The organism is Methylocystis sp. JAN1 (assembly GCF_052186135.1).
In the GTDB taxonomy this organism is placed as follows: domain Bacteria; phylum Pseudomonadota; class Alphaproteobacteria; order Rhizobiales; family Beijerinckiaceae; genus Methylocystis.
On sequence record NZ_CP181499.1, the window covers coordinates 3,732,414 to 3,750,885 of the forward strand.

17 protein-coding genes are annotated in these 18,472 nt (G+C 67.1%); 6 read left to right on the plus strand and 11 right to left on the minus strand.

Annotated features, from left to right (window positions below; genetic code table 11):
* Positions 1–39 precede the first annotated feature (39 nt).
* Entirely contained in the window at positions 40–1,089 is a 1,050-nt protein-coding gene (locus tag ACNHKD_RS17955; protein ID WP_442754849.1) for an aldo/keto reductase, read from the plus strand.
* A 109-nt stretch (positions 1,090–1,198) separates the two neighbouring features.
* Here ACNHKD_RS17955 and ACNHKD_RS17960 read toward each other — a convergent pair whose 3' ends face one another.
* Complete coding sequence (locus ACNHKD_RS17960) at positions 1,199–1,843, minus strand: YqgE/AlgH family protein (protein WP_442754850.1); 645 nt, start codon at positions 1,841–1,843, stop codon at positions 1,199–1,201.
* An 81-nt stretch (positions 1,844–1,924) separates the two neighbouring features.
* Between ACNHKD_RS17960 and ACNHKD_RS17965 the strand changes: the two genes are divergently transcribed.
* Positions 1,925–2,746, plus strand: a complete 822-nt coding sequence (locus tag ACNHKD_RS17965; RefSeq protein ID WP_442754851.1) for a protein-disulfide reductase DsbD domain-containing protein — start codon at positions 1,925–1,927, stop codon at positions 2,744–2,746.
* Between the two features lie 88 nt (positions 2,747–2,834).
* Here ACNHKD_RS17965 and ACNHKD_RS17970 read toward each other — a convergent pair whose 3' ends face one another.
* The 7 genes from ACNHKD_RS17970 to ACNHKD_RS18000 all read right to left on the minus strand — a co-directional run bounded on the left by ACNHKD_RS17970 (position 2,835) and on the right by ACNHKD_RS18000 (position 8,547).
* Positions 2,835–4,157 carry a glycosyltransferase family 2 protein gene (locus ACNHKD_RS17970; RefSeq protein ID WP_442754852.1) on the minus strand — a complete coding sequence of 441 codons (1,323 nt, stop codon included), beginning with the start codon at positions 4,155–4,157 and terminating at the stop codon, positions 2,835–2,837.
* Entirely contained in the window at positions 4,144–5,304 is a 1,161-nt protein-coding gene (locus ACNHKD_RS17975; RefSeq protein WP_442754853.1) for a glycosyltransferase, read from the minus strand. Before ACNHKD_RS17975 ends, ACNHKD_RS17970 begins: the two co-directional genes overlap by 14 nt.
* Positions 5,301–6,095 (minus strand): SDR family NAD(P)-dependent oxidoreductase, encoded by a 795-nt coding sequence (locus ACNHKD_RS17980; protein WP_442754854.1) that lies wholly within the window; start codon positions 6,093–6,095, stop codon positions 5,301–5,303. The genes ACNHKD_RS17975 and ACNHKD_RS17980 overlap by 4 nt, the downstream gene beginning before the upstream one ends.
* A 154-nt stretch (positions 6,096–6,249) precedes the next feature.
* Positions 6,250–6,654, minus strand: coding sequence for a MaoC family dehydratase (locus ACNHKD_RS17985; RefSeq protein WP_442754855.1), 405 nt, complete (start codon positions 6,652–6,654; stop codon positions 6,250–6,252).
* Complete coding sequence (locus ACNHKD_RS17990; protein WP_442754856.1) at positions 6,651–7,046, minus strand: hypothetical protein; 396 nt, start codon at positions 7,044–7,046, stop codon at positions 6,651–6,653. The genes ACNHKD_RS17985 and ACNHKD_RS17990 overlap by 4 nt, the downstream gene beginning before the upstream one ends.
* A complete protein-coding gene (locus ACNHKD_RS17995; RefSeq protein WP_442754857.1) occupies positions 7,036–8,271 on the minus strand; it encodes a beta-ketoacyl-[acyl-carrier-protein] synthase family protein in 1,236 nt (411 codons plus the stop codon). The genes ACNHKD_RS17990 and ACNHKD_RS17995 overlap by 11 nt, the downstream gene beginning before the upstream one ends.
* Positions 8,272–8,547: an acyl carrier protein gene (locus tag ACNHKD_RS18000; RefSeq protein WP_442754858.1), complete on the minus strand. Its 276-nt coding sequence runs from the start codon at positions 8,545–8,547 to the stop codon at positions 8,272–8,274.
* 261 nt (positions 8,548–8,808) lie between these two features.
* Between ACNHKD_RS18000 and ACNHKD_RS18005 the strand changes: the two genes are divergently transcribed.
* The 3 genes from ACNHKD_RS18005 to ACNHKD_RS18015 all read left to right on the plus strand — a co-directional run bounded on the left by ACNHKD_RS18005 (position 8,809) and on the right by ACNHKD_RS18015 (position 12,452).
* Positions 8,809–10,674 carry a methylmalonyl-CoA mutase family protein gene (locus tag ACNHKD_RS18005; protein ID WP_442754859.1) on the plus strand — a complete coding sequence of 622 codons (1,866 nt, stop codon included), beginning with the start codon at positions 8,809–8,811 and terminating at the stop codon, positions 10,672–10,674.
* Complete coding sequence (locus tag ACNHKD_RS18010) at positions 10,671–11,087, plus strand: hypothetical protein (protein WP_442754860.1); 417 nt, start codon at positions 10,671–10,673, stop codon at positions 11,085–11,087. The genes ACNHKD_RS18005 and ACNHKD_RS18010 overlap by 4 nt, the downstream gene beginning before the upstream one ends.
* Before the next feature lie 114 nt (positions 11,088–11,201).
* A complete protein-coding gene (locus tag ACNHKD_RS18015; protein WP_442754861.1) occupies positions 11,202–12,452 on the plus strand; it encodes an NAD(P)/FAD-dependent oxidoreductase in 1,251 nt (416 codons plus the stop codon).
* A 65-nt stretch (positions 12,453–12,517) separates the two neighbouring features.
* Here the strand turns inward: ACNHKD_RS18015 and ACNHKD_RS18020 are convergent, their stop codons facing one another.
* The 3 genes from ACNHKD_RS18020 to ACNHKD_RS18030 form a co-directional block, all read right to left on the minus strand.
* Positions 12,518–13,858, minus strand: a complete 1,341-nt coding sequence (locus ACNHKD_RS18020) for a L,D-transpeptidase family protein (protein ID WP_442754862.1) — start codon at positions 13,856–13,858, stop codon at positions 12,518–12,520.
* Between the two features lie 352 nt (positions 13,859–14,210).
* Entirely contained in the window at positions 14,211–14,948 is a 738-nt protein-coding gene (locus ACNHKD_RS18025) for an arginyltransferase (protein WP_442754863.1), read from the minus strand.
* A gap of 63 nt (positions 14,949–15,011) precedes the next feature.
* The gene (locus ACNHKD_RS18030) at positions 15,012–15,494 is read right to left on the minus strand and encodes an RDD family protein (RefSeq protein ID WP_442754864.1); all 483 of its coding nucleotides are present in this window, start codon (positions 15,492–15,494) and stop codon (positions 15,012–15,014) included.
* 355 nt (positions 15,495–15,849) lie between these two features.
* On the opposite strand from ACNHKD_RS18030, the gene ACNHKD_RS18035 reads away from it, so the two are divergent.
* On the plus strand, positions 15,850–18,390 hold the full coding sequence (locus ACNHKD_RS18035; RefSeq protein ID WP_442754865.1) for a DUF2235 domain-containing protein: 2,541 nt from the start codon (positions 15,850–15,852) through the stop codon (positions 18,388–18,390).
* The last annotated feature ends 82 nt before the right edge of the window (positions 18,391–18,472 follow it).

Genomic DNA, 18,472 nt, shown 5'->3' on the forward strand with positions numbered 1-18,472 from the left:
TTTAGAATCAATCACGTCGTCAGCGTTTAGGCGAGACCAATGGAATACAGAAAACTGGGACTTACCGATCTCTCCGTCTCGGCCATTTGTCTGGGCTCCATGACGTGGGGCCAGCAAAACACGGAGGCCGAGGGGCATGAGCAGCTCGACTACGCGGCGTCGCGCGGCGTGAATTTCATCGACACGGCCGAAATCTACTCAATCCCCCCGCGCCCCGAAACGCAGGGGTCGACCGAGCGCATCATCGGCTCCTGGCTCGCAAGGCGCAAAAACCGCGACAAAGTGATCGTCGCGACCAAGGTCGCGGGACGCGGCGACGCGAAATGGCTGCGCGAAGACGGCGCCGGCACGGTCCTCGACCGCCGGAACATCGCCTACGCCATCGAGGGCTCGCTGAGGCGGCTGCAAACCGATTATGTCGATCTCTACCAGCTTCACTGGCCCGATCGCTCTCTGCCGCTCTGGGGCGCGGGCGGCACGACCTATCGACGACCCTCCAAGCGCGCGGAAGTCCCATTCGAGGAGACGCTGGCGGCGCTGGAGGATCTCGTGAGGGCCGGCAAGGTCCGCCATATCGGCCTGTCCAACGAGACGCCCTGGGGCGTCGCGCGCTTCCTGCGGGCGGCGGAGCTGGGCCACGGGCCGCGCGTCGTCTCCATTCAAAACGCTTACAACCTGATCAACCGCACTTTCGAGATGGGCCTCGCCGAATTCGCCGAGCGCGACGGCGTGGGGCTTCTCGCCTATTCGCCGCTGGCGCAGGGCTACCTCACCGGCAAATATCAGGGCGGCGCCCGCCCGCCCGGCGCCCGCACGACGCTGTTCGAACGGGCGCAACGCTACGAGAAGCCCGGCGTCGAGGCGGCGATCGGCGCTTATCTGAAGCTCGCGAAGGAGATCGGCGCCGATCCCGCGCAGCTCGCCATCGCCTATGTGACGTCGCGCCCCTTCGTCACCTCCAACATCATCGGCGCGACGACCATGGCGCAATTGAAGACGGATCTGGATTCCGTGAATTTGACGATCACGCCGGAGATCGAGGAGCGAATTGACGAGATCCACCAGCTTCACGGCAATCCGGCGCCTTAGCCGCGAGCGCCAGGCCCTCCGCCTCCCTGGCTCTTTCCCGCATCATGGCCGCGCTTGTCGCGGGCATGACGGCGGGGAGACGATCGATCACGCCCAACTATCTGCGCCCCTAAGCATGCCCCGCGCTGGACGACAGCCGCTCAAGATCAATCCCCATCGATCGCAGCGCGCGGGTATATTTGCTCCCGAGATCGCGATCGAAAAGCAGCTCCGGATCGGCCGGACAGTGGAGCCAGCCGTTTCTCTGGATTTCGTCCTCGAGCTGCCCGGCGTCCCAACCCGCATAACCCAAAGCGAGCAGCGCGTGATGCGGCCCCTCGCCGGCGGCGATGGCGCGGAGAATGTCGATCGTCGCCGTCAGCGACACGCCGTCGTCGATCGGCAGCGTGGAATTGTCGAGAAAGAAATCCGGCGAATGAAGGACGAAGCCGCGATCCGTCTGCACCGGGCCGCCGGAGAGCACCTGAATCTCCTCGGCGCCGCGCGGCAGGCTGATGCGCTCCTGCGGCGCGATGACCTGCAGTTGCACAAGGAGTTCGGGGAAGTTTTTCACCCGCGCCGGCTGATTGACCACAATGCCCATCGCGCCTTCTTCCGAATGGGCGCAGAGATAGATCACCGCGCGCGCAAAGCGCTCATCCGCCATGCCGGGCATGGCGACCAGCAATTGCCCGTCGAGATAACGCCGTCCCGATTCACGCGGGCCGCCGCCCAACGGATACTCGGAACCTTGCTTTGAAGGCCGCACGCTCATAGGGTCATGCTACGCCCGCAACGCCCCCTTAACAAGCGGCGTGGATAGATGGGGCGTTTCAAACGTCCAGAAATCAAGCCCATGAAATCGCTAGAGTCGAAGACGCGCGCTATTCTCGCCTCCACCATAGCCATGGCCGTCCTGAGCGCCGCCGCGGCGCAAGCGCCCGCGCGCGCCGCGGGCCCCGACTTCGCCACCGCCCCCGCCAAAGGGAGCGTCTCGGCCGTGCGGCTGCTTGCGGCCGGCCCGATTCACGACGGCGCATATCGGGCGGGCGTGGAGATCAGCCTCGATCCGCATACCGTCACCTATTGGCGACAGCCGGGAGAGGCCGGCTCGCCGCCCGTCTTCGATTTCTCGAAATCGACCAATGTCGCGACGGTCGAAGTCGCCTACCCGGCGCCCAAACATATCGACGAGGCCGGCACGGTCGTCGTCGGCTATGACGAGACCGTGATCTTTCCGCTCAAAGTCGTCCCGAAAGACCCCGCGTCGCCGGTGACGCTCGATATGCGGCTCGATTACGCCGCCTGCGGCAAGATCTGCCTGCCGGCCAAGGCCGATCTGTCGCTCGCCCTGCCGCAGACGGGCGCCTCGCCCTTCGCCGCCGTCGTCGCCGCCGCCGAAAGGCGCGTGCCTGCGAAGATCGGCGCCGCGGACGCCAAGAAGCGGCTTTCTCTCAAGAAGGCTGGCGACGGCTGGCGCCTCAGCGTCGCGGGCCCCGGCAAGGCGAAGGACGTCTTCGCGGAGGTTCAGGAGCCGCTCTTCATCGAGAGCAGGCGCGACGGCAAGGATTTCTCGCTTACCCTGTTCTCGACCGGTCCCGTTCCAAAGAGCGCCGACGCGACGCTGACGGTCCTCACCGACAAAGACGCCTTCGAGGCGCCCGCGCATTTGGAGTGACGCCCGCCTCGCCCCTCACCCTTCCACGCAAGCACCCCGCAAGCGGGGAGAGAGAAGTGACGGGGCGCGCTTATTTTGCCGCCTCGCCTTACTCCGCCTCGGCGTCCGCCGGCGTCGCGTCGACCGTCGCCGTTTCCTGCTTGGGCGTGCGCTTGAAGGTCGATTTGCGGCCGCGGATGGTCTGCAGGATCTTCGCGCCGTTCGCGAAGGCGAGATAGATGAAGAGCGGCGGCACCGACCCCGCCGTCCGCGCGTAATCGAGCACCGCGCCGCGTCTCAGCGCCAGATAGGGCGGGAGCGTGACGCCGAGCGCCACCATCAGCGTCATGGCCAGGATCAGTTCGAGGAGGCCCGAATAGGGCGCGAACGAGCCATGCAGCATGGCCCCGAGCGCGAAGGCGATGAGCCCGATGGCGGCCGCCGGGAAGAAGATCTGGTGGGCGATGAGCGAAATCGCCATCACGCGCTTCATGAGCGGCCACGGCGCTTCCCAGATCGGCAGGACGGTCTTTTGCGCCACCTGCACGAAGCCGTTGGACCAGCGGCGCTGCTGGCGGCGGAAGTCGCGAATGCCGTCCGGCACCTGTCCGGGAATCGGCGGCTGCGAAACGAAGAGGCCATGCCAGCCCTTGAGCTCGGCGCGAACCGTGAGATCGAGATCCTCGCATAGCGAGTAATCCGACCAGCCGCCGGCGTCCTCGACCGTGGCGCGGCGCCAGATCCCGCCCGTGCCGTTGAACTGGAAAAGCCAGCCGGCGAGCGCCCGCGAGCGCTGCTCGACCATGTAATGGCCATCCTGGATGAGGCCCTGGGCGCGGGTGAGCCAGTTCGTCTCGTAATTCTGGAACTCGCAGCGCGACTGCACGAAGCCGGCGCGGCCGTCGGTGAGGAAAAGCGGCACAGTGCGCCTCAGCCAATCGGCCGGCGGACGGAAATCCGCATCCAGCATGGCGATGAAGGGCTCGTCGGTCAGCGTCAGGCCATGGGCGCAGGCCCCGGCCTTGAAACCGGAGCGATCCGCGCGGCGCACATGGTCGACGATCGTCCCATTGGCGCGCAGCTCCTCGGCGACGCGCTCGGCGCGTTCGCTCGTCTCGTCGGTGGAATCGTCGAGAAGCTGGATGCGCAGTCTGTCCTTCGGCCAGTCGAGCTGGGCGACGCAGCGCAGCGACTGCTCGGTGACGAGCGGCTCGTTGAAGACCGGAATCTGCAGCAGCACATGCGGCAGATCCGCGTCCGGGACCGACGGCGCCTGCGGATCGCGCGCGCCGCGCGCAAGATCGTAAAGAAAGCGCCCGATGACGACGAGATAGCCAAGTCCGATGGCGACGAGGATCGCGGCGCAGAGCCAGGCGACGGCGTCGACGAGGAAAAGGAAGAGTCCGAGCAGCAAAAGGTTATCCTTCTTCATGCGCGGGGGGCGCCGGCTGCGCCGCGACGCGCGCGTGAACTTTGTCCTTCGCCCAGATCACCCGGTCGGTCATCCAGGCGTTCACCCAGACCGCAAGCATCACCGCCTCGCGGAAGATAAAAACCGCAGGCGCTGCATAGGATAACTGCCATCCTTTGGCCATGGAAAGCAATGTCTCCAGCGCAAACCAGAGCGAAAGGGTCGCCGCCCCGCCCCAAAACGGCGTCATTCCCGCAACCGGCGCGGCCAGGGCGCCCGCCACAACTGACGGAAAGGCTTGGCAGATCGGCTCGGCAAGGAAGGACAGCAGCTCATCGTTGCGGCGGATCACGCTCCAGCGCAATTGCCGTTGATAAACGTCCCGAAAGCTGCGCGCGCCGAGCTCCTGGCGGACGGGGCGGTGAGAGAAAACAGGGCGTTGACCGATTCGCCGCATGGCCTTGGCCAGCGCATTGTCCTCGCCCACCGTATGCGAAATGGCGTCGAAGCCGCCCGCGCGCAGGAAGTCGGAGCGGCGAAACAGCATGATCTTGCCGACCCCGTGCCCCTGCCCGAGGCACGAGGCCAGAAACAGCATGCGGGCGTGCGGCCCGTTGATGATCCCCGCCTCCACATGCGCCGCGAAATTTTCAAGGCCGGCGCAATAGGGAATGGCGCAGACGAGCCCGACATCGTCGTTGAGCTGGCGCAGATGCTCCGCGAGCGCGCCGGGCTCCAGAAGGACGTTGGCGTCCTTCATCAGGATCACGTCGTTTTCCGCCTGCATGAAGGGCGCGTAGAGATTGTCGACCTTGGGACTCGCCGCGAAGCGGGCGGTCGAGGCGAGCAGACGCGAGGGAACCTCCGGGTGGCGCGCGAAAAGCTCGCGCATCTTCCGCGCGGCGGGGCAGTCCGCGTCCACGGCGGAAGCGGTGACGTCGAAGCGCGGATAGGTCTGCGCGAGAGCCGATTCCTGCGTGCGCTCGAATCCTTCCTCCAGCAGCTTCACCGGCAGCACGACGGAGACCGGCGGCTGGTCGCGCCGCCGCGCCCGCCGCTCGGCGATCCGCGGCTGTAGGATGGTGGCCGCGACGGAGACGACGAGGAGCGCGATGGCCACGGTCCAATAGATCGCCGCGACCCAGCTCAGGGCGACCCAGAAAGTCACGTCTCTTCGCCGCGCTCTTGGGATTCCGGCACCTCGACATGGAAGCGCCGCATCACGCCGTCCACGAGGCCGTGCGGGACGAAAGTGAAGAAGCGCATGGCGTAATACATGAAGCGCGGAAAGGCGATGACGGCGCGGCCGCGCTCCAGTCCGCGCTTGATGATCTGCGCCGCCTTCTCGTCGGACACCGCCCCCGGCTGCCAGGATTTCGTGCGCGCCGACATGGGCGTCTCGACGAAGCCCGGCACGATGAGGCTCACCTTCACGCCATGCGGCGCAAGCCGCCCGCGCAGGCAATCCGCCCACATGTGAACGCTCGCCTTGGCGGCGCAATAAGAAGGCGAATAGGGCAGGCTCCGCACGCCCGCCATGGAGCCGATAATGGCGATGTGACCCCGCCCCCTCGCCGCCATGGGCGTGATCGCCGGCTCGACCGTATTGAAAACGCCCGAAACATTGATCGCCATCATGGCGCGCACGGCTTCCGGCGTTTCGAGAATCTGCCCCGGCGAGAGGCCCGTCGCCACGCCGGCGTTGGCGACGAGGATGTCGATGGGACGCGCCGCGTGGACGGCCCCGACGATCGCCGCCATGGCCTCGCGGTCGCGAACGTCGGCGACGCGCGTCTCGACCTCCGCGGCGCCGGCGGCGCGGCAGGCTTCGGCCGTCGCGTCGAGGCGCTTCTGGTCGCGCCCGAGAAGATAGAGGCTGGCGCCGCCCTTCGCATAGGCGACGGCGAGCGCCCGGCCGATGCCGGAGGAGGCGCCGGTGATGAGAAGGCGTTTGGTCACTTGCAGCCTCCGCGCGCCCACCCCCCTCCCCCTTGCGGGGAGAGGCTGGGGGTGGGGGTCGACAATCTTGGGTTGTTGCTGCGGCTCACCTCCACCCTAGCCCTCCCCGCAAGGGGGAGGGAATGAGAGCGTCGATCGACTAAAGGCAAGGGCCTCATTTCCCCCGCTCCCGCCGCAGCGTCGCCTCGCCGATGAGCCCGGGCGTGCGAGCCGAACCATGCGCGAAGAGGCGCACGAAAATCTCCGTCTCCGACGCGCGCAGGACGCGGCCCGAGAGCGTCACGGGCTCGCCCCGCAGGATCGGCTGGATGAATTTGGCGCCGAGCCCGACCAGCGTGAAATCCGGACGCCAGCCCTTCAGCATCGGCTCGAAGGATGCGAGCAGCTTCATGCCATGGACCGGCGGGGCGGCGAGGCCGATCCTGGCGGCGAGAACGTCGTCGAGATGCAGCGGATTGTCGTCGCCCGAAACTTCCGCATAGCGCGCGAGCGCCTGCGCGTCGAAGGGGCCGATGACGGTTTCCGGCAGCTTGTCGCCGACCTTGATGTCGTCGCTCATGACGCCGCTCCGAAGCCCGCGCGGGGCACGAGGCGCAGCATGGTTTCGCTTTTCGCAACCGCCTTGCCGTCCAGCGCGACGATCGTCGCGTCGATCACGAGGCGCGGCGGCGTCTCCTCGCGGCGCATGGCGACGCTCACATCGTAGCTCCCGCCGGCAAGGAGCGGCGCCTCATAGGCGAAGCTTTGCGATTCATGCACCGGCACGACGTCAAGCGCCGCGCAGAGATCGCGCACCGGGTCGAACAGCGTCGGATCGGTCAGCCACACGGCGGGAAAAGAGAGCGGCACGCTCGATCCGTCGCCGCCCGTCTCGCGCGAATAGGCCGCGGCCTGCGCCGGATCGACGCGCAGACGGAAAGGGCCAAGGGACCGGGGCGCGTCAGGCTGCATGGCGGACGATCAGCACGGCGTTGACGCCGCCGAAGGCGAAGGAGTTGGACATGGCCGCCTCGATCTTGTGGGGGCGCGCGACATTGGGCACCGCGTCGATCGGGCAGCGCGGATCGAACTCCAGGAAGTTGATCGTCGGCGGCGCGATTTGCGCGCGCAGCGCCTCGATCGCGATGGCGAGCTCCAACCCGCCCGAGGCGCCGAGCGCATGGCCATGAATCGGCTTGGTGGAGGAAACCGGAACCTCGCGGCCGTAATCGCCGAAGACGCGCAGAATCGCTTCCGACTCAGTGATGTCGTTGGCGTGCGTCGCCGTGCCGTGAGCGTTGACGTAATGGATGTCCGTGGGCGCGAGGCCGGCGTCGTCCAGCGCCTGCGCAATGCAGCTCGCGGCGCCGTCGAGATCCGGGCGCACGGGGTCCTTGGCGTCGCTCGTCGTGCCGTAGCCGGCAAGCTCGCAGAGCGGCTCATGCCCGCGCGCTTTCGCGGACTCCGCCGTCTCAAGGACAAAGACCGCCGCCCCTTCGCCGAGCGACATGCCGTTGCGCCCCATGGAGAAAGGCCGGCAAAAATTGGGCGTCATCACCCGCAGCCCTTCCCAAGCGCGGATGGTGGCGTTGATGACGCAGGCCTCGGCGCCGCCGACAATGGCCTTGTCGACCATGCCGCAGCGGATCATCTGCAGGCCGATGCCGACGGACTGGCTCGCGGAGGAACAGGCGCTGCCGACGGCGAAGGTGGGCCCCAGCGCCGAAAAGCGCGCGCCGAGCGTCGTGGGCATGGCGCTCGGAATGAGCTTGGGCACGCTCAAGGTCTCGGGGCGGGTGTTCTCGACGTAATAGCGGTAGATGCCGTCCTCGATCGTGGTCATGCCGCCAATGCCGGTGCCCATGATCACGGCGGTGCGCGGTCCCGCGACGTCCTTGCGGCCGAAGCCCGCCTGCGCCATCGCCTCGTCGGCGGCGACGACCGCGAACTGCGTGAAGGGGTCGCAGAAGGGAAGGACGTTGGGCTCGATATACGCCGCCGGATCGAAATCCGGGACCTGGGCGGCGATCCTGATGCGGCCGTCATAGGGCCGCATCGTCTTCAGCTCGCGAATTTGGGAGACGCCGTCGCGCGCAGCCTCCCAGAGCTTGCGCGCGCCGACGCCCGCGGCGCAGACCGCGCCCATGCCCGAGACGACGACGCGCCGTCCGCCGCCTCCCCCACGCGATGCCGCCATTTACTGGGTCTCGCGCTCTTTCTGAATGTGCTCGGCGATGGCGTCGATGAGGCTCTCGACCGTTTTCGCCTCCTGCAGCGAGCCGTCCATCGGGATGTAGACGTTGAACTTCTCTTCAAGGGCCGTGAGAATCATCACGATGTCGACCGATTTGAGGTCAAGGCTCTCGATCGTCGCGTCCGGCGTCACCTTGGTGCGGTCGACCATGCCTTCGGAAGCAATCACTTCGATGATTTCTTCTTTGAGCTTGGTAATGTCCTGAGGATTATCTGTCACGAAATCCCTCCGTAGGGTCTTTTCCGCCCCGCCAAGGAGCGGGGCGCCGTCGCGGCGCATTGACGCAGGGCGCGCCGGACGCCTCGGGCGTTTTCGACACCGCCGCGCGCCGGCCCATGCCGCCCAGGCAGGCGGCGCGACTTGGTTACGGGTTTTGGAGCCGAAAATAAAGCCCGGCGCGGCCGCCCCGCGTCGGCGCCCGCTTCCCCAAGACGGCGCTTTCTGGCAAAAGGCCCGCAAAACATGAGGGGTCAGGTCCAAATGAGCGCCAATGAGACAGCCATTGCCGGGGTTTTTCCACAGCCGACCGAGGAGCAGTGGCGCAAGCTCGTCGACAAGGCGCTGAAAGGCGGCTCCTTCGACTCTCTGGTCTCCAAGACCTATGACGGCGTCGCCATCGCGCCGCTCTACGCACGCGCCAGGGCGGAAGGTCCGCGCGCCCTGCGCCGCACGCCCGGCCGCTGGTCGATTCTCGGCCGCGTCGACCTCGCCGACGCGGACGCCGCCAACAAGCTCGCCCTCGAAGACCTCGAAGGCGGCGCCGACGGCTTGCATATCGTCTTCGCCGGCTCGCAAGGCTCCTACGGCGCCGGCCTGACGAGCGACAGCGAGGAGACGATCGCGCATCTGCTCGACGGGGTCCGCCTCGATTACGCCATCCCGGTCGTCGTCGAAGCCTCGCCGCGCGCGCCGAACGCCGTGAGCGCCATCATGCGCTATGTCGACAGCCATCACATCGAGCCGTCGATCACCCGCATCTCGCTCGGCCTCGATCCGCTGGGCTTGCAGGCCTTGCACGGCGTCGCGCCGGCCCCTTGGGCGCAGGCGTCGAAGACCTTCGCCGAGACCGCCAAGACCGTCGCCAGGGCTGGCTTCGCCAATGGCGCCGTGGTCGCCGACGCGCGCGTGATTCACGCCGCGGGCGGCTCGGAGACGCAGGAGCTCGCCTTCGCGCTTTCGGCCGCCGTCGCCTATCTGCGCGCGCTCGCCGACAACGGCCTGGACGTCGAGGCGGCGCGCTCGCTCATCGCCCTGCGCTTCGCCGCCGACGCCGACGAGTTCATGGGCGTCGCCAAATTCCGCGCCGCCCGCCGCCTCTGGGCCCGCGTGGAGGAGGCCTGCGGCCTTGCGCCCGAGCCGGCGCTCATCTTCGCGGAAACCGCCTGGCGCATGATGTCGCGCCGCGATCCGTGGAACAACATCCTGCGCGGGACGCTCGCGACCTTCTCGGCCGCCATCGGCGGCGCCGACACGGTCACCGTGCTGCCCTTCACCCAGGCGCTCGGCGCGCCGGACGGTTTCGCCCACCGCCTCGCCCGCGACACCCAGCTCGTTCTGCAGGACGAGTCGCATATCGACGTGGTCGACGATCCGACGAGCGGCGCGGGCGGCTTCGAGGCGCTGACCGAGGCGCTCTGCGAGCGCGCCTGGGCCGCCTTCCAGGAGATCGAGGCCGAGGGCGGCCTGCCGGCCTCTCTGGAAAAAGGAAGCTTGCAGGGCCGCGTGGCCCAGATCGCCGGCGAACGGGCCAAGAGGGTCGCGCGCTCGAAGGAAAAGGTGATCGGCGCCAACGAATTCCCGGACATTCACGAGAAGCTGCTCGACGTCCTCGCGCCCTTCGACGCCGCGCGCCAGGCGGCCGACGCCTCCGCCGGAGCCGTGAAGACGGCGCCCCTCGCGGCGCGCCGCCTCTCCGAGCCTTTCGAGCGTCTGCGCGACGAGTCGGACGCCCATGCCCAAAAGACAGGCGCCCGCCCGAAGGTCTTCCTCGCCAATCTCGGCTCCGTCGCCGCCTTCACCGCGCGCGCCAACTACGCCAAGAACTTCTTCGAAGCCGGCGGCATGGAAGCGGTTTTCGGCCCCGAGACGGATTCGGGCGCCGACATGGTCGCGGCCTTCAAGGCGTCTGGCGCGAAACTCGCTTGCCTGTGCTCGTCGGACAAGGTCTACGCCGCCGCCGCCGAGCCGGCGGCCGTCGCCCTGAAGGGCGCGGGCGCGAAGCTCTATTCCGCCGGCCGCCCCGGCGATCTCGAGCAGAAGCTGCGCGACGCGGGGGTGACGGAGTTCATTTTCATCGGGTGCGATATGTACGACGTTCTTCAGCGGGCGTTGGGGGAGGCCAAATGAGATCATGGGCAATCGCCGTTGCAGTATCGCTCGCTGCGAGCGGCGCGCTGGCGAAGGGGGGATACAAGCATCATCGCACAGAGCCGAACGAGGTCGTCGAGAGCGCGGCCCCTGCGCATGTCTCGGACCCGGACGGCTCCTGGAGCGTGGAGGCGACGACGAGTGTCGGCGCGTGCCCGTCGCTGATCCCCTCGAAGCTCGACGTCGCCGGCGGCAAGATCGCCTCGGCCGAAGGCGCGCCGGTGACGTCCTGGGGCTATGTGGACGAGACCGGCAACATCGTCGCCCGCTTCACCGGCGAAGGCGAGCATGTCGCCCGTTTCCACGGCGTGCTGAAAGGCGGCAAGGGCGCGGGCGCGTGGTCGTCCTCAACCGACATGTGCGGCGGCACCTGGAAGGCCGCGCGGCAGTGATTCCCCTCTCCCCGTGAAACCCCCGCGCGCGGGGAGCGGGGAAGGCGCCCTCCTTCCCAATTTCCCTTTGGGGGCTAGCTGATCCCCGGGTCGTCTCGATCCGGGAGCCCGCCAATGCCTGCGCCAGACCGCCCTCCCCGCGTCGTCATCATCGGCGGCGGCTTCGCCGGCGTCTCGGCGGCGCAGGCCCTCGCGGGCGGCGGCGCGAAAATCCTGGTTCTCGACAAAGAGAACCATCACTGTTTCCAGCCCCTGCTCTATCAGGTCGCGACCGCCGCTCTCGCCTCGGCCGACGTCGCCTGGCCGATCCGCTACGTGCTGCGCGGGCGCGAGGACGTGACCGTGCTGATGCTCGCGGTCGAAGGCGTCGACCGGGCGCGCAAGGCCGTTAAAACGCGCGTGGGGGAGATCGCCTACGATTTCCTCATCGTCGCGACCGGGGCGGCGCACTCCTATTTCGGCCATGAGGAATGGGCCAAGAGCGCGCCGGGCCTCAAATCAGTGAACGACGCGACGCTGATCCGCAGCCGCCTGCTTACCGCCTTCGAACGGGCGGAGGCGAGCGCCGATACGGAGGAGCGCGCGCGCCTCCTCACCTTCGTCATTGTCGGCGGGGGGCCGACGGGCGTGGAGCTCGCGGGCGCCATCGCCGAGCTCGCGCGCGGCGCCCTGCCTGCGGAATTCCACCGGGCCGATCCGTGCAAGGCGCGCATCCTGCTGCTCGAGGCGGGACCGCGCATTCTCTCGACCTTTCCGGAGCGGCTCTCCGATTATGCGGCGCGCACGCTCGCAGGGATGGGCGTGGAGGTGCGAACGAATACGGCAGTGGAAGAGGTTTTCGAAGAAAAGGTCGTCGCGAGCGGCGCGGAAATTCCCGCCGGCGCGATCCTTTGGGCGGCCGGCGTGCGGGCCTCTCCGGGCGCCGACTGGCTCGGCGCAAATGCGGACAAGAGCGGGCGGATCGAGGTGACGCCGGAACTGACGGTTCCGGGGAGCGGCGATATCTATGTTGTCGGCGATCTGGCGCGCATTGACGACACGGACGGAACGCCGGTTCCGGCGCTCGCGGCCGCGGCGAAACAGATGGGCTGGTATGCGGGACGCGCCATAAGGCGGCGGCTGCGGGGCGAGGCGCCGCAAAAACCCTTCCGCTACCGCGACCATGGCAGCCTCGCCACGATCGGGCGCAAATCGGCGATCGTGAAGCTCGGACGCCTTGAGCTGACGGGCTTTCCCGGCTGGCTCTTCTGGAGCGTCGTCCATGTCTATTTTCTGGTGAACCTGCGCAGCCGAATTTTTGTCGCGATCAGCTGGATCGCCGCCTATTTCACCTATCACCGGGGCGCGCGGCTGATTACGCGATAAGGCGGGCGGGGCCGCGAGCCTTCAGGCTCGCACAAAGACGGCGAGCCTGAAGGCTCGCGGTCCGATCAGTTGTCGTCGCGCGGCAGAAGCGGCTCGCTGCGCAGCGGGCGCGAGCCCTGGCTTTGCGGCGGCGCGGCCAGCGGCGCCGCGGCCTGCGTCACCGGCATCTGCGAATAATCCGCCGGCTCGGCGCGCGAGGCTGTGAGGCCGTCGCGCTGATACATGTCCTCGCGGAACTGGGTGATCCCGTCCGGCGTGCCCCACGCGGTGATATAGACCCAATAGACCGGCACCGCCGGATTGATCTTCACGTCGAGACGCTCGCCGGAAGCGATGGCGCGGTCGATTGCGTCGCGGTCCCAGCCCGGCGTCTCGCGCAGCAGAAAGGCGACATAGTCGCGCACGTTCTGCAGGCGGATGCAGCCCGATGAGACGAAGCGGAAGTCGTCGCCGAAGACGCCCTTGGCGGGCGTGTCGTGCATATAGACGCCGTAAGGATTGGCGATGTCGATGCGCACGACGCCGAGCGAGTTGAAGTCGCCGCCGATATCCTGACGGAATTTGTAGTTCAGCGCGTCGAGCGAACGCCAGTTGATCTGCTCGGGCTGCAGCTCCTGGCCTTCCTTGTTGTAGACGCGGATGTGATTGTCGTGGAGATAGTTCGGGTCCGCCTGCATCTTCGGAATCAGATCCTTGCGGATGACCGAGGCGGGCACCGTCCAGAACGGGTTGAAATTGACCTGATAGGCCTTGGTCTGCATCACCGGCGACTGGCGGTCGATCTTGCCGACGCCCGCAATGTGATGGGTGACGACCTGCCCGTTCTCCACCGTCTCGACCTGCGCGGCCGGAATATTGGCGGTGACGTAGCGATTGCCGAGATCATGCGAAAAACTGCGCAGGCGCACCAGATTCGTCTCGAGCTGACGCAGGCGCGTTTCGGCGGACACGTTCAGCGCCGTCAGCGTCTGCTGATTGACGACGCCGGTCTCGATGACGCCATGCCGCGCCTGGAACCGGCGCACGGCGGCCTCGACATAGGAATCGAAAATGGGGCTCGTTCCGGTCTCGGGACCGATGTCGCCGGAGACGATCAGCCGCCGGCGCAGCGCCGATACGGCGGGGCCGTTGGAGCCGAGCCGCAATTGCTGGGCCGGCACCTGCGGCCAGCCGCCATTGTTCACGATTTCGCGATAGCGCTCGATGGCCTGCTCGGTCGCGGCGACCGTCGCTTCGGACAGGATGGGGGTCGTCGAGCGCGAAACGGTCAGGCGCGCGGCGGCGTCGTAGCTCTGAGCCCATTCGGCTTGCCCCGTCTCGGCGCGCGCGGCGTCGGTCGCGCCGAATGCGAGGCCAAGGGACAGCGAAAAGAGAGAAAGCGGAAGGATCGCCAGTTTTTGCAACATTCGCTCCAGTCGCAGTGGATTTCCGCGGCCGCGGAGGGAAACGGTTTCGCCGGGCGCCAAGCCAGGGCTGCGCCGGCTGAGGGTTGTACATGATGTGCAGCTTCTGGGTTAACAAGGCGCGAATAGGCGGCGATTTTGTGGCCTCGAGCCGCCTTTCGCCGGCGCCGCCAGGGCTTGGTTCGGCTAAAGCCTCGCGGCGCAAGTTCTTTTGATCGCATAACGCTGCTCGGTCTCGACCGGGGCGGGCTGCGGCCGGTCACGCTGCGCGAGACCGCGCATTTCAAGCTATTGCGCGAGTTCTGCGCGGATCCCGAAAGTTTCGTCGAGGCGATGCTCGAAATATGAAGGCCGTTTAACCGATCCGCGTCCAGCCCTCCGGCCCCAGCCGCTCCTGCGGCAGGAAGCGCGCCTTGTAGGCCATCTTGCGCGAGCCTTCGACCCAATAGCCGAGATAGAGGTGTGGCAGACCCGCGGCGCCCGCGCGGCTCATATGGTCGAGGATCATGAAGGAGCCGAGCGAGCGGCCCTCAAAACCGGGCTCGTAAAAGGAATAGACCATGGACAGGCCGTCCGCGAGCCGGTCGGTGAGGCAGCAGGCGACGAGGCGGTCGGCGTCGGCGCCCGGCAGGTCGGGGGAAAGGCGGTATTCGATCAGCCGCGTGTCCACATGGCTGTCCTCGATCATCATCTGATAATCGACCATGTTCATGTCGGCCATGCCGCCATCGGCGTGGCGCGCGCCGACATAGCGGCGAAAGAGCGCATATTGCTCGGGGGTCGCGCGCGTCGGGCGGGCCTCGCCGACGATGTCGGCGTTTCGGCGCAGCGTGCGGCGCTGCGTCTTGTCGGGCGAGAATTCGTCGATGACGACCCGCACCGACACGCAAGCCCGGCAATGCTCGCAGGCCGGCCGATAGGCGATAGTCTGCGACCGCCGGAAACCGGATTGGGTCAGCGTGTCGTTGAGCGCCGGGGCCCGCAGGCCGATGAGATGGGTAAACACCTTGCGCTCCGCGCGCCCCGGGAGATAGGGGCACGGCGCCGGCGAGGTCAGATAGAACTGTGGCGCGTCGCGAGGCTCTTTGGTCACGAAAACTCGGTCCCTGGCTCAACAGAGAATAGGGCGAGAAAAGGTTTCGCGCCAATGCCGAATTCAAGCCGACCGCCTCAAAACGACAACGTCGGCCACAATGTCGTGGAGACAGCGCTTGTCGCTCGTGACGAGGGAGACGAGCAGCAGCGGCGGGAACATCCAGGTGACGTAGAACAGCACCGCATGGACCGCCGCCTGCAGGAAAGGCACGGGCTCGCCCTGCATGGTGCGCATTTCGAGATCCATGAAGGCCATGCCGGGCGTCGCCATGCGCCGCCCGGAAACGGTCAGGCCGTTGTAGAAAAAGGCGACGATCGGAAAGATCGGCGGCAGCAGGAGCGCCGACATGCCGAAGCTCAGGATGAAGAGTCCGAAAAACAGGGCCACCGACAACCCCGACACCAGGATGAGGTCGAGCCCCACGGCCATGACGCGGCGGGTGCGCACGCCCTCCAGCGCCTGGGGCGGGATGTAGGGCGGCGGCGACGCGCGCAGGTCGGAGGCGCGCCGGGAATAATCGCCGCGAAAGTCGCCGTCGGTCATGCTTTCAGTCCTTGGCGCGAAAGGGCGCGCGTCTCGCAATGTCGGACGGCAGGCGCGGAGTTTCAAGACGGACGGGAGCGGCGGGGCGAGCGGACGAATGTCGGGCGCGAGCGAATCCTCCCTTACGGGAAGAGCGAGATTGCCGACAATATCGAGGTCGGGTCCCTGACGATGCGAGCCTGAAGGCTCGCGGTCCGGCGGCGTCTTTCTGGACCGCGCGCCTTCAGGCGCGCAGCCAAACAACTAACCGGCGCTGACCCGATCACCCTGGACGGGCGCGGAAAGCAGGCTTGCGCGCCAAGCGGCGGCGTGGTCAGCTAAGCGCCTTTAGAAGAACAGATTTCAGGGAGCGCGCATGTTCAAGACCATCGTCCTTTTTTCGGACGGCACCGGAAACAGCTCGGCCTCCCCCTTCAAGACGAACGTCTTCCGCCTGTACGACGCGCTCGATATGTCGCCGGACAAGGGACAGATCGCCTATTATGACGACGGCGTGGGCTCCTCCCAGCATCGCTGGCTCGCGGCCATCGGCGGCGCTTTCGGCTTCGGCATGAAGCGCAATGTGCTCGACCTCTACAAATTCCTCACCCGCCATTATTCGGATTCGATCGAGGCGCTCGTCGATCCGAACACGGGCGAGATCCCTGAAATCCGCAAAAGCGAAATTCCAAAGATCGCCTGCTTCGGCTTCAGCCGGGGCGCCTTCACCATCCGCGTCCTGCTGGGGCTCGTCGATTCCGAAGGCCTGCCCGTCAAGGCGGATTCCGAGGCCGAACTCGACAGGCTCGCGCGCTGCGCCTATCGCCGCATGCGCGCCGGGCATTTCAGGACGCGGCTGGGCCTGGAAAATCTTTGGCGATGGCCGCGCGACAACGTCGTCGTTCCCCTGCTCGACCGCCTCCGCGGCCGCCGGCCTTACGACCGCGCCAGGAACCGCCGCGTCGAGAAGATCGACTTCCTCGGCCTGTGGGACACGGTGGGCGCCTATGGCATGCCGGTGGAGGAATTACGGATCGTCATCGACCGCTATGTCTTCCCGCTGACCTTCAGCAGCTACGATCTGCTCGACTATGTGAAAGTGACGCGCCACGCGCTCTCGATCGACGACGAGCGCGACGCCTTCACGCCGATCCCCTTCGACGACTCGCTGGCGCGCAAGAAGGCGCGGGAGCTGCGCGCCGCGATTGCCGAGGCGCTCGTCCAGGCCGGACATTCGCGCGAGGACGCCGAGAAGAAGGCCCATGAGGAGGTGAGCGAGCGAAGTCGGCAGATCTGGTTTGCGGGCGTGCACGCCAATGTCGGCGGCGGCTATCCCGACGATAGCCAGGCGATCCTGCCGCTGCGCTGGATCATGAAGGAGGCGATGAAGGCCGGCGTCGTCTTTCGGGAGGGCGTCGTCGCGGATATTTGCGCCAAGGCGACCGCCTTCGGGCAGCTCTACGATTCGCGCAGCGGGCTCAGCGCGCTCTATCGCTACAAGCCGCGCGACATCGCCGGCATCCTCAATGACGCGCGCCGGCTGACGATGAAAACGCAGCCGGGCGCGAAGGCCGCGGCCGCGGCGCATGAGCCGGCGACGCCGCTCATTCACGAGAGCGTCGTGCAGCGCATGGCGCTGCGTTTCGAGGGCTACGCGCCAATCGCGCTGCCGGCCAGGATGGACGTCGTCGACGACGACGGCCGCCTCCTCTACGAGATCGCGTCGAGCCCCGACGACGAGGCCCGCAAAGCCGCCTTCATGACGCGAGCGAACGGGGTGAAGGCGTCGCCGATGACGGAGGCGATCGAAAAGCTTCGCGCGCCGAAGCCGGCGCTGCTGAAGCTCGTGACCTGCGCGGTCTTCTGGCGGCGCGTCATGTATCAGGCGACGCTCTGGTCCCTGCTCGTGCTCGTCTTCCTGACCCCGCTTCTCGACAAGGACGCGGACGGGAGCGATTTCGCGCTTCCCCTCTCCGACATCGCGGCCTTCGTCGGCGGCTATCTTCCGGGCTTCCTCTCGCCCTGGCTCGAGGGCTTCGTCGAGCATCCGATCTTCTCGGCGGCGCTCGGCGCGATCTTCCTGGCCTCGTTTCTGTGGGGCGGGCGTCTGCGGGTGATCATCGCCGACCGTTCGCGCGCCGCCTGGGGCATGGCGGACGAGGAGCCGCGCGGCCGGATCACGGCGTTCTGGGACGATGTCGCGAGCTATCTCCTGAACTGCGGCCCAGCCGTCCGCCTCTGGGACATCTTCTCGAACCGGGTTCTGCCCGCGTCGCTGCTTGCGCTGGCCTTCGCCATCGTCCTCTTCGCGACCGATCGTTTCATTTTCCACTTACGCGCCTATCGGGGCGGCGTCTGCCGATCCTCGGCTGTTACGGAGACGCTGGCCGAAGGCGCCAGGAAGGTTTTCAGTTTCGAGACCGCCGCGCCATGCCTCGCAACCGGCGTCAGGCTCGAGAAGGGACGCAGCTATCTGGCGACCTTCTCGATCACGAAGGAGTGGCGCGACGCGGCGCTTGCCGCCAATCTCGGCGGCCTGAAGCGCAATGAGCTGGGCGTCGCGCAGAAGGCGGGGCTCTTCCTCGCCGGCCTCGCCGTGCGGCGCGTGATCGACCAGCCCTGGTTCAAGCCGATGCTGCAAGTCGGCGAGGACGCTTTCACGATCCTCCCGGCCGACCCCACTCCGCCGTTCCGGAAGGGCGACGGCAAGGAGGCGATGACCGTGCGCTTCAAGGCGCCCAAATCGCTGGAGCTGTTCCTCTACGTCAACGACGCCTATTCGGGTTTCTTGCCGACCGCGCTCCTGCTCGGCGGGCAGGGCCGGAACCCCGACGGCGCGTGGCGGCACGCCTACGGAGACAATGCGGGCGAGGCGAAGGTGACGCTCGAAGCGCTGCCTGCGGATTATGGGGATTAAGCCCGGGCCCGCCTTGACGAGGTCATGAAGCTGTCGCAAGCCTCGCGGGAACAGAGCGTTCCCCGGACCTCTTCTTTTTGCG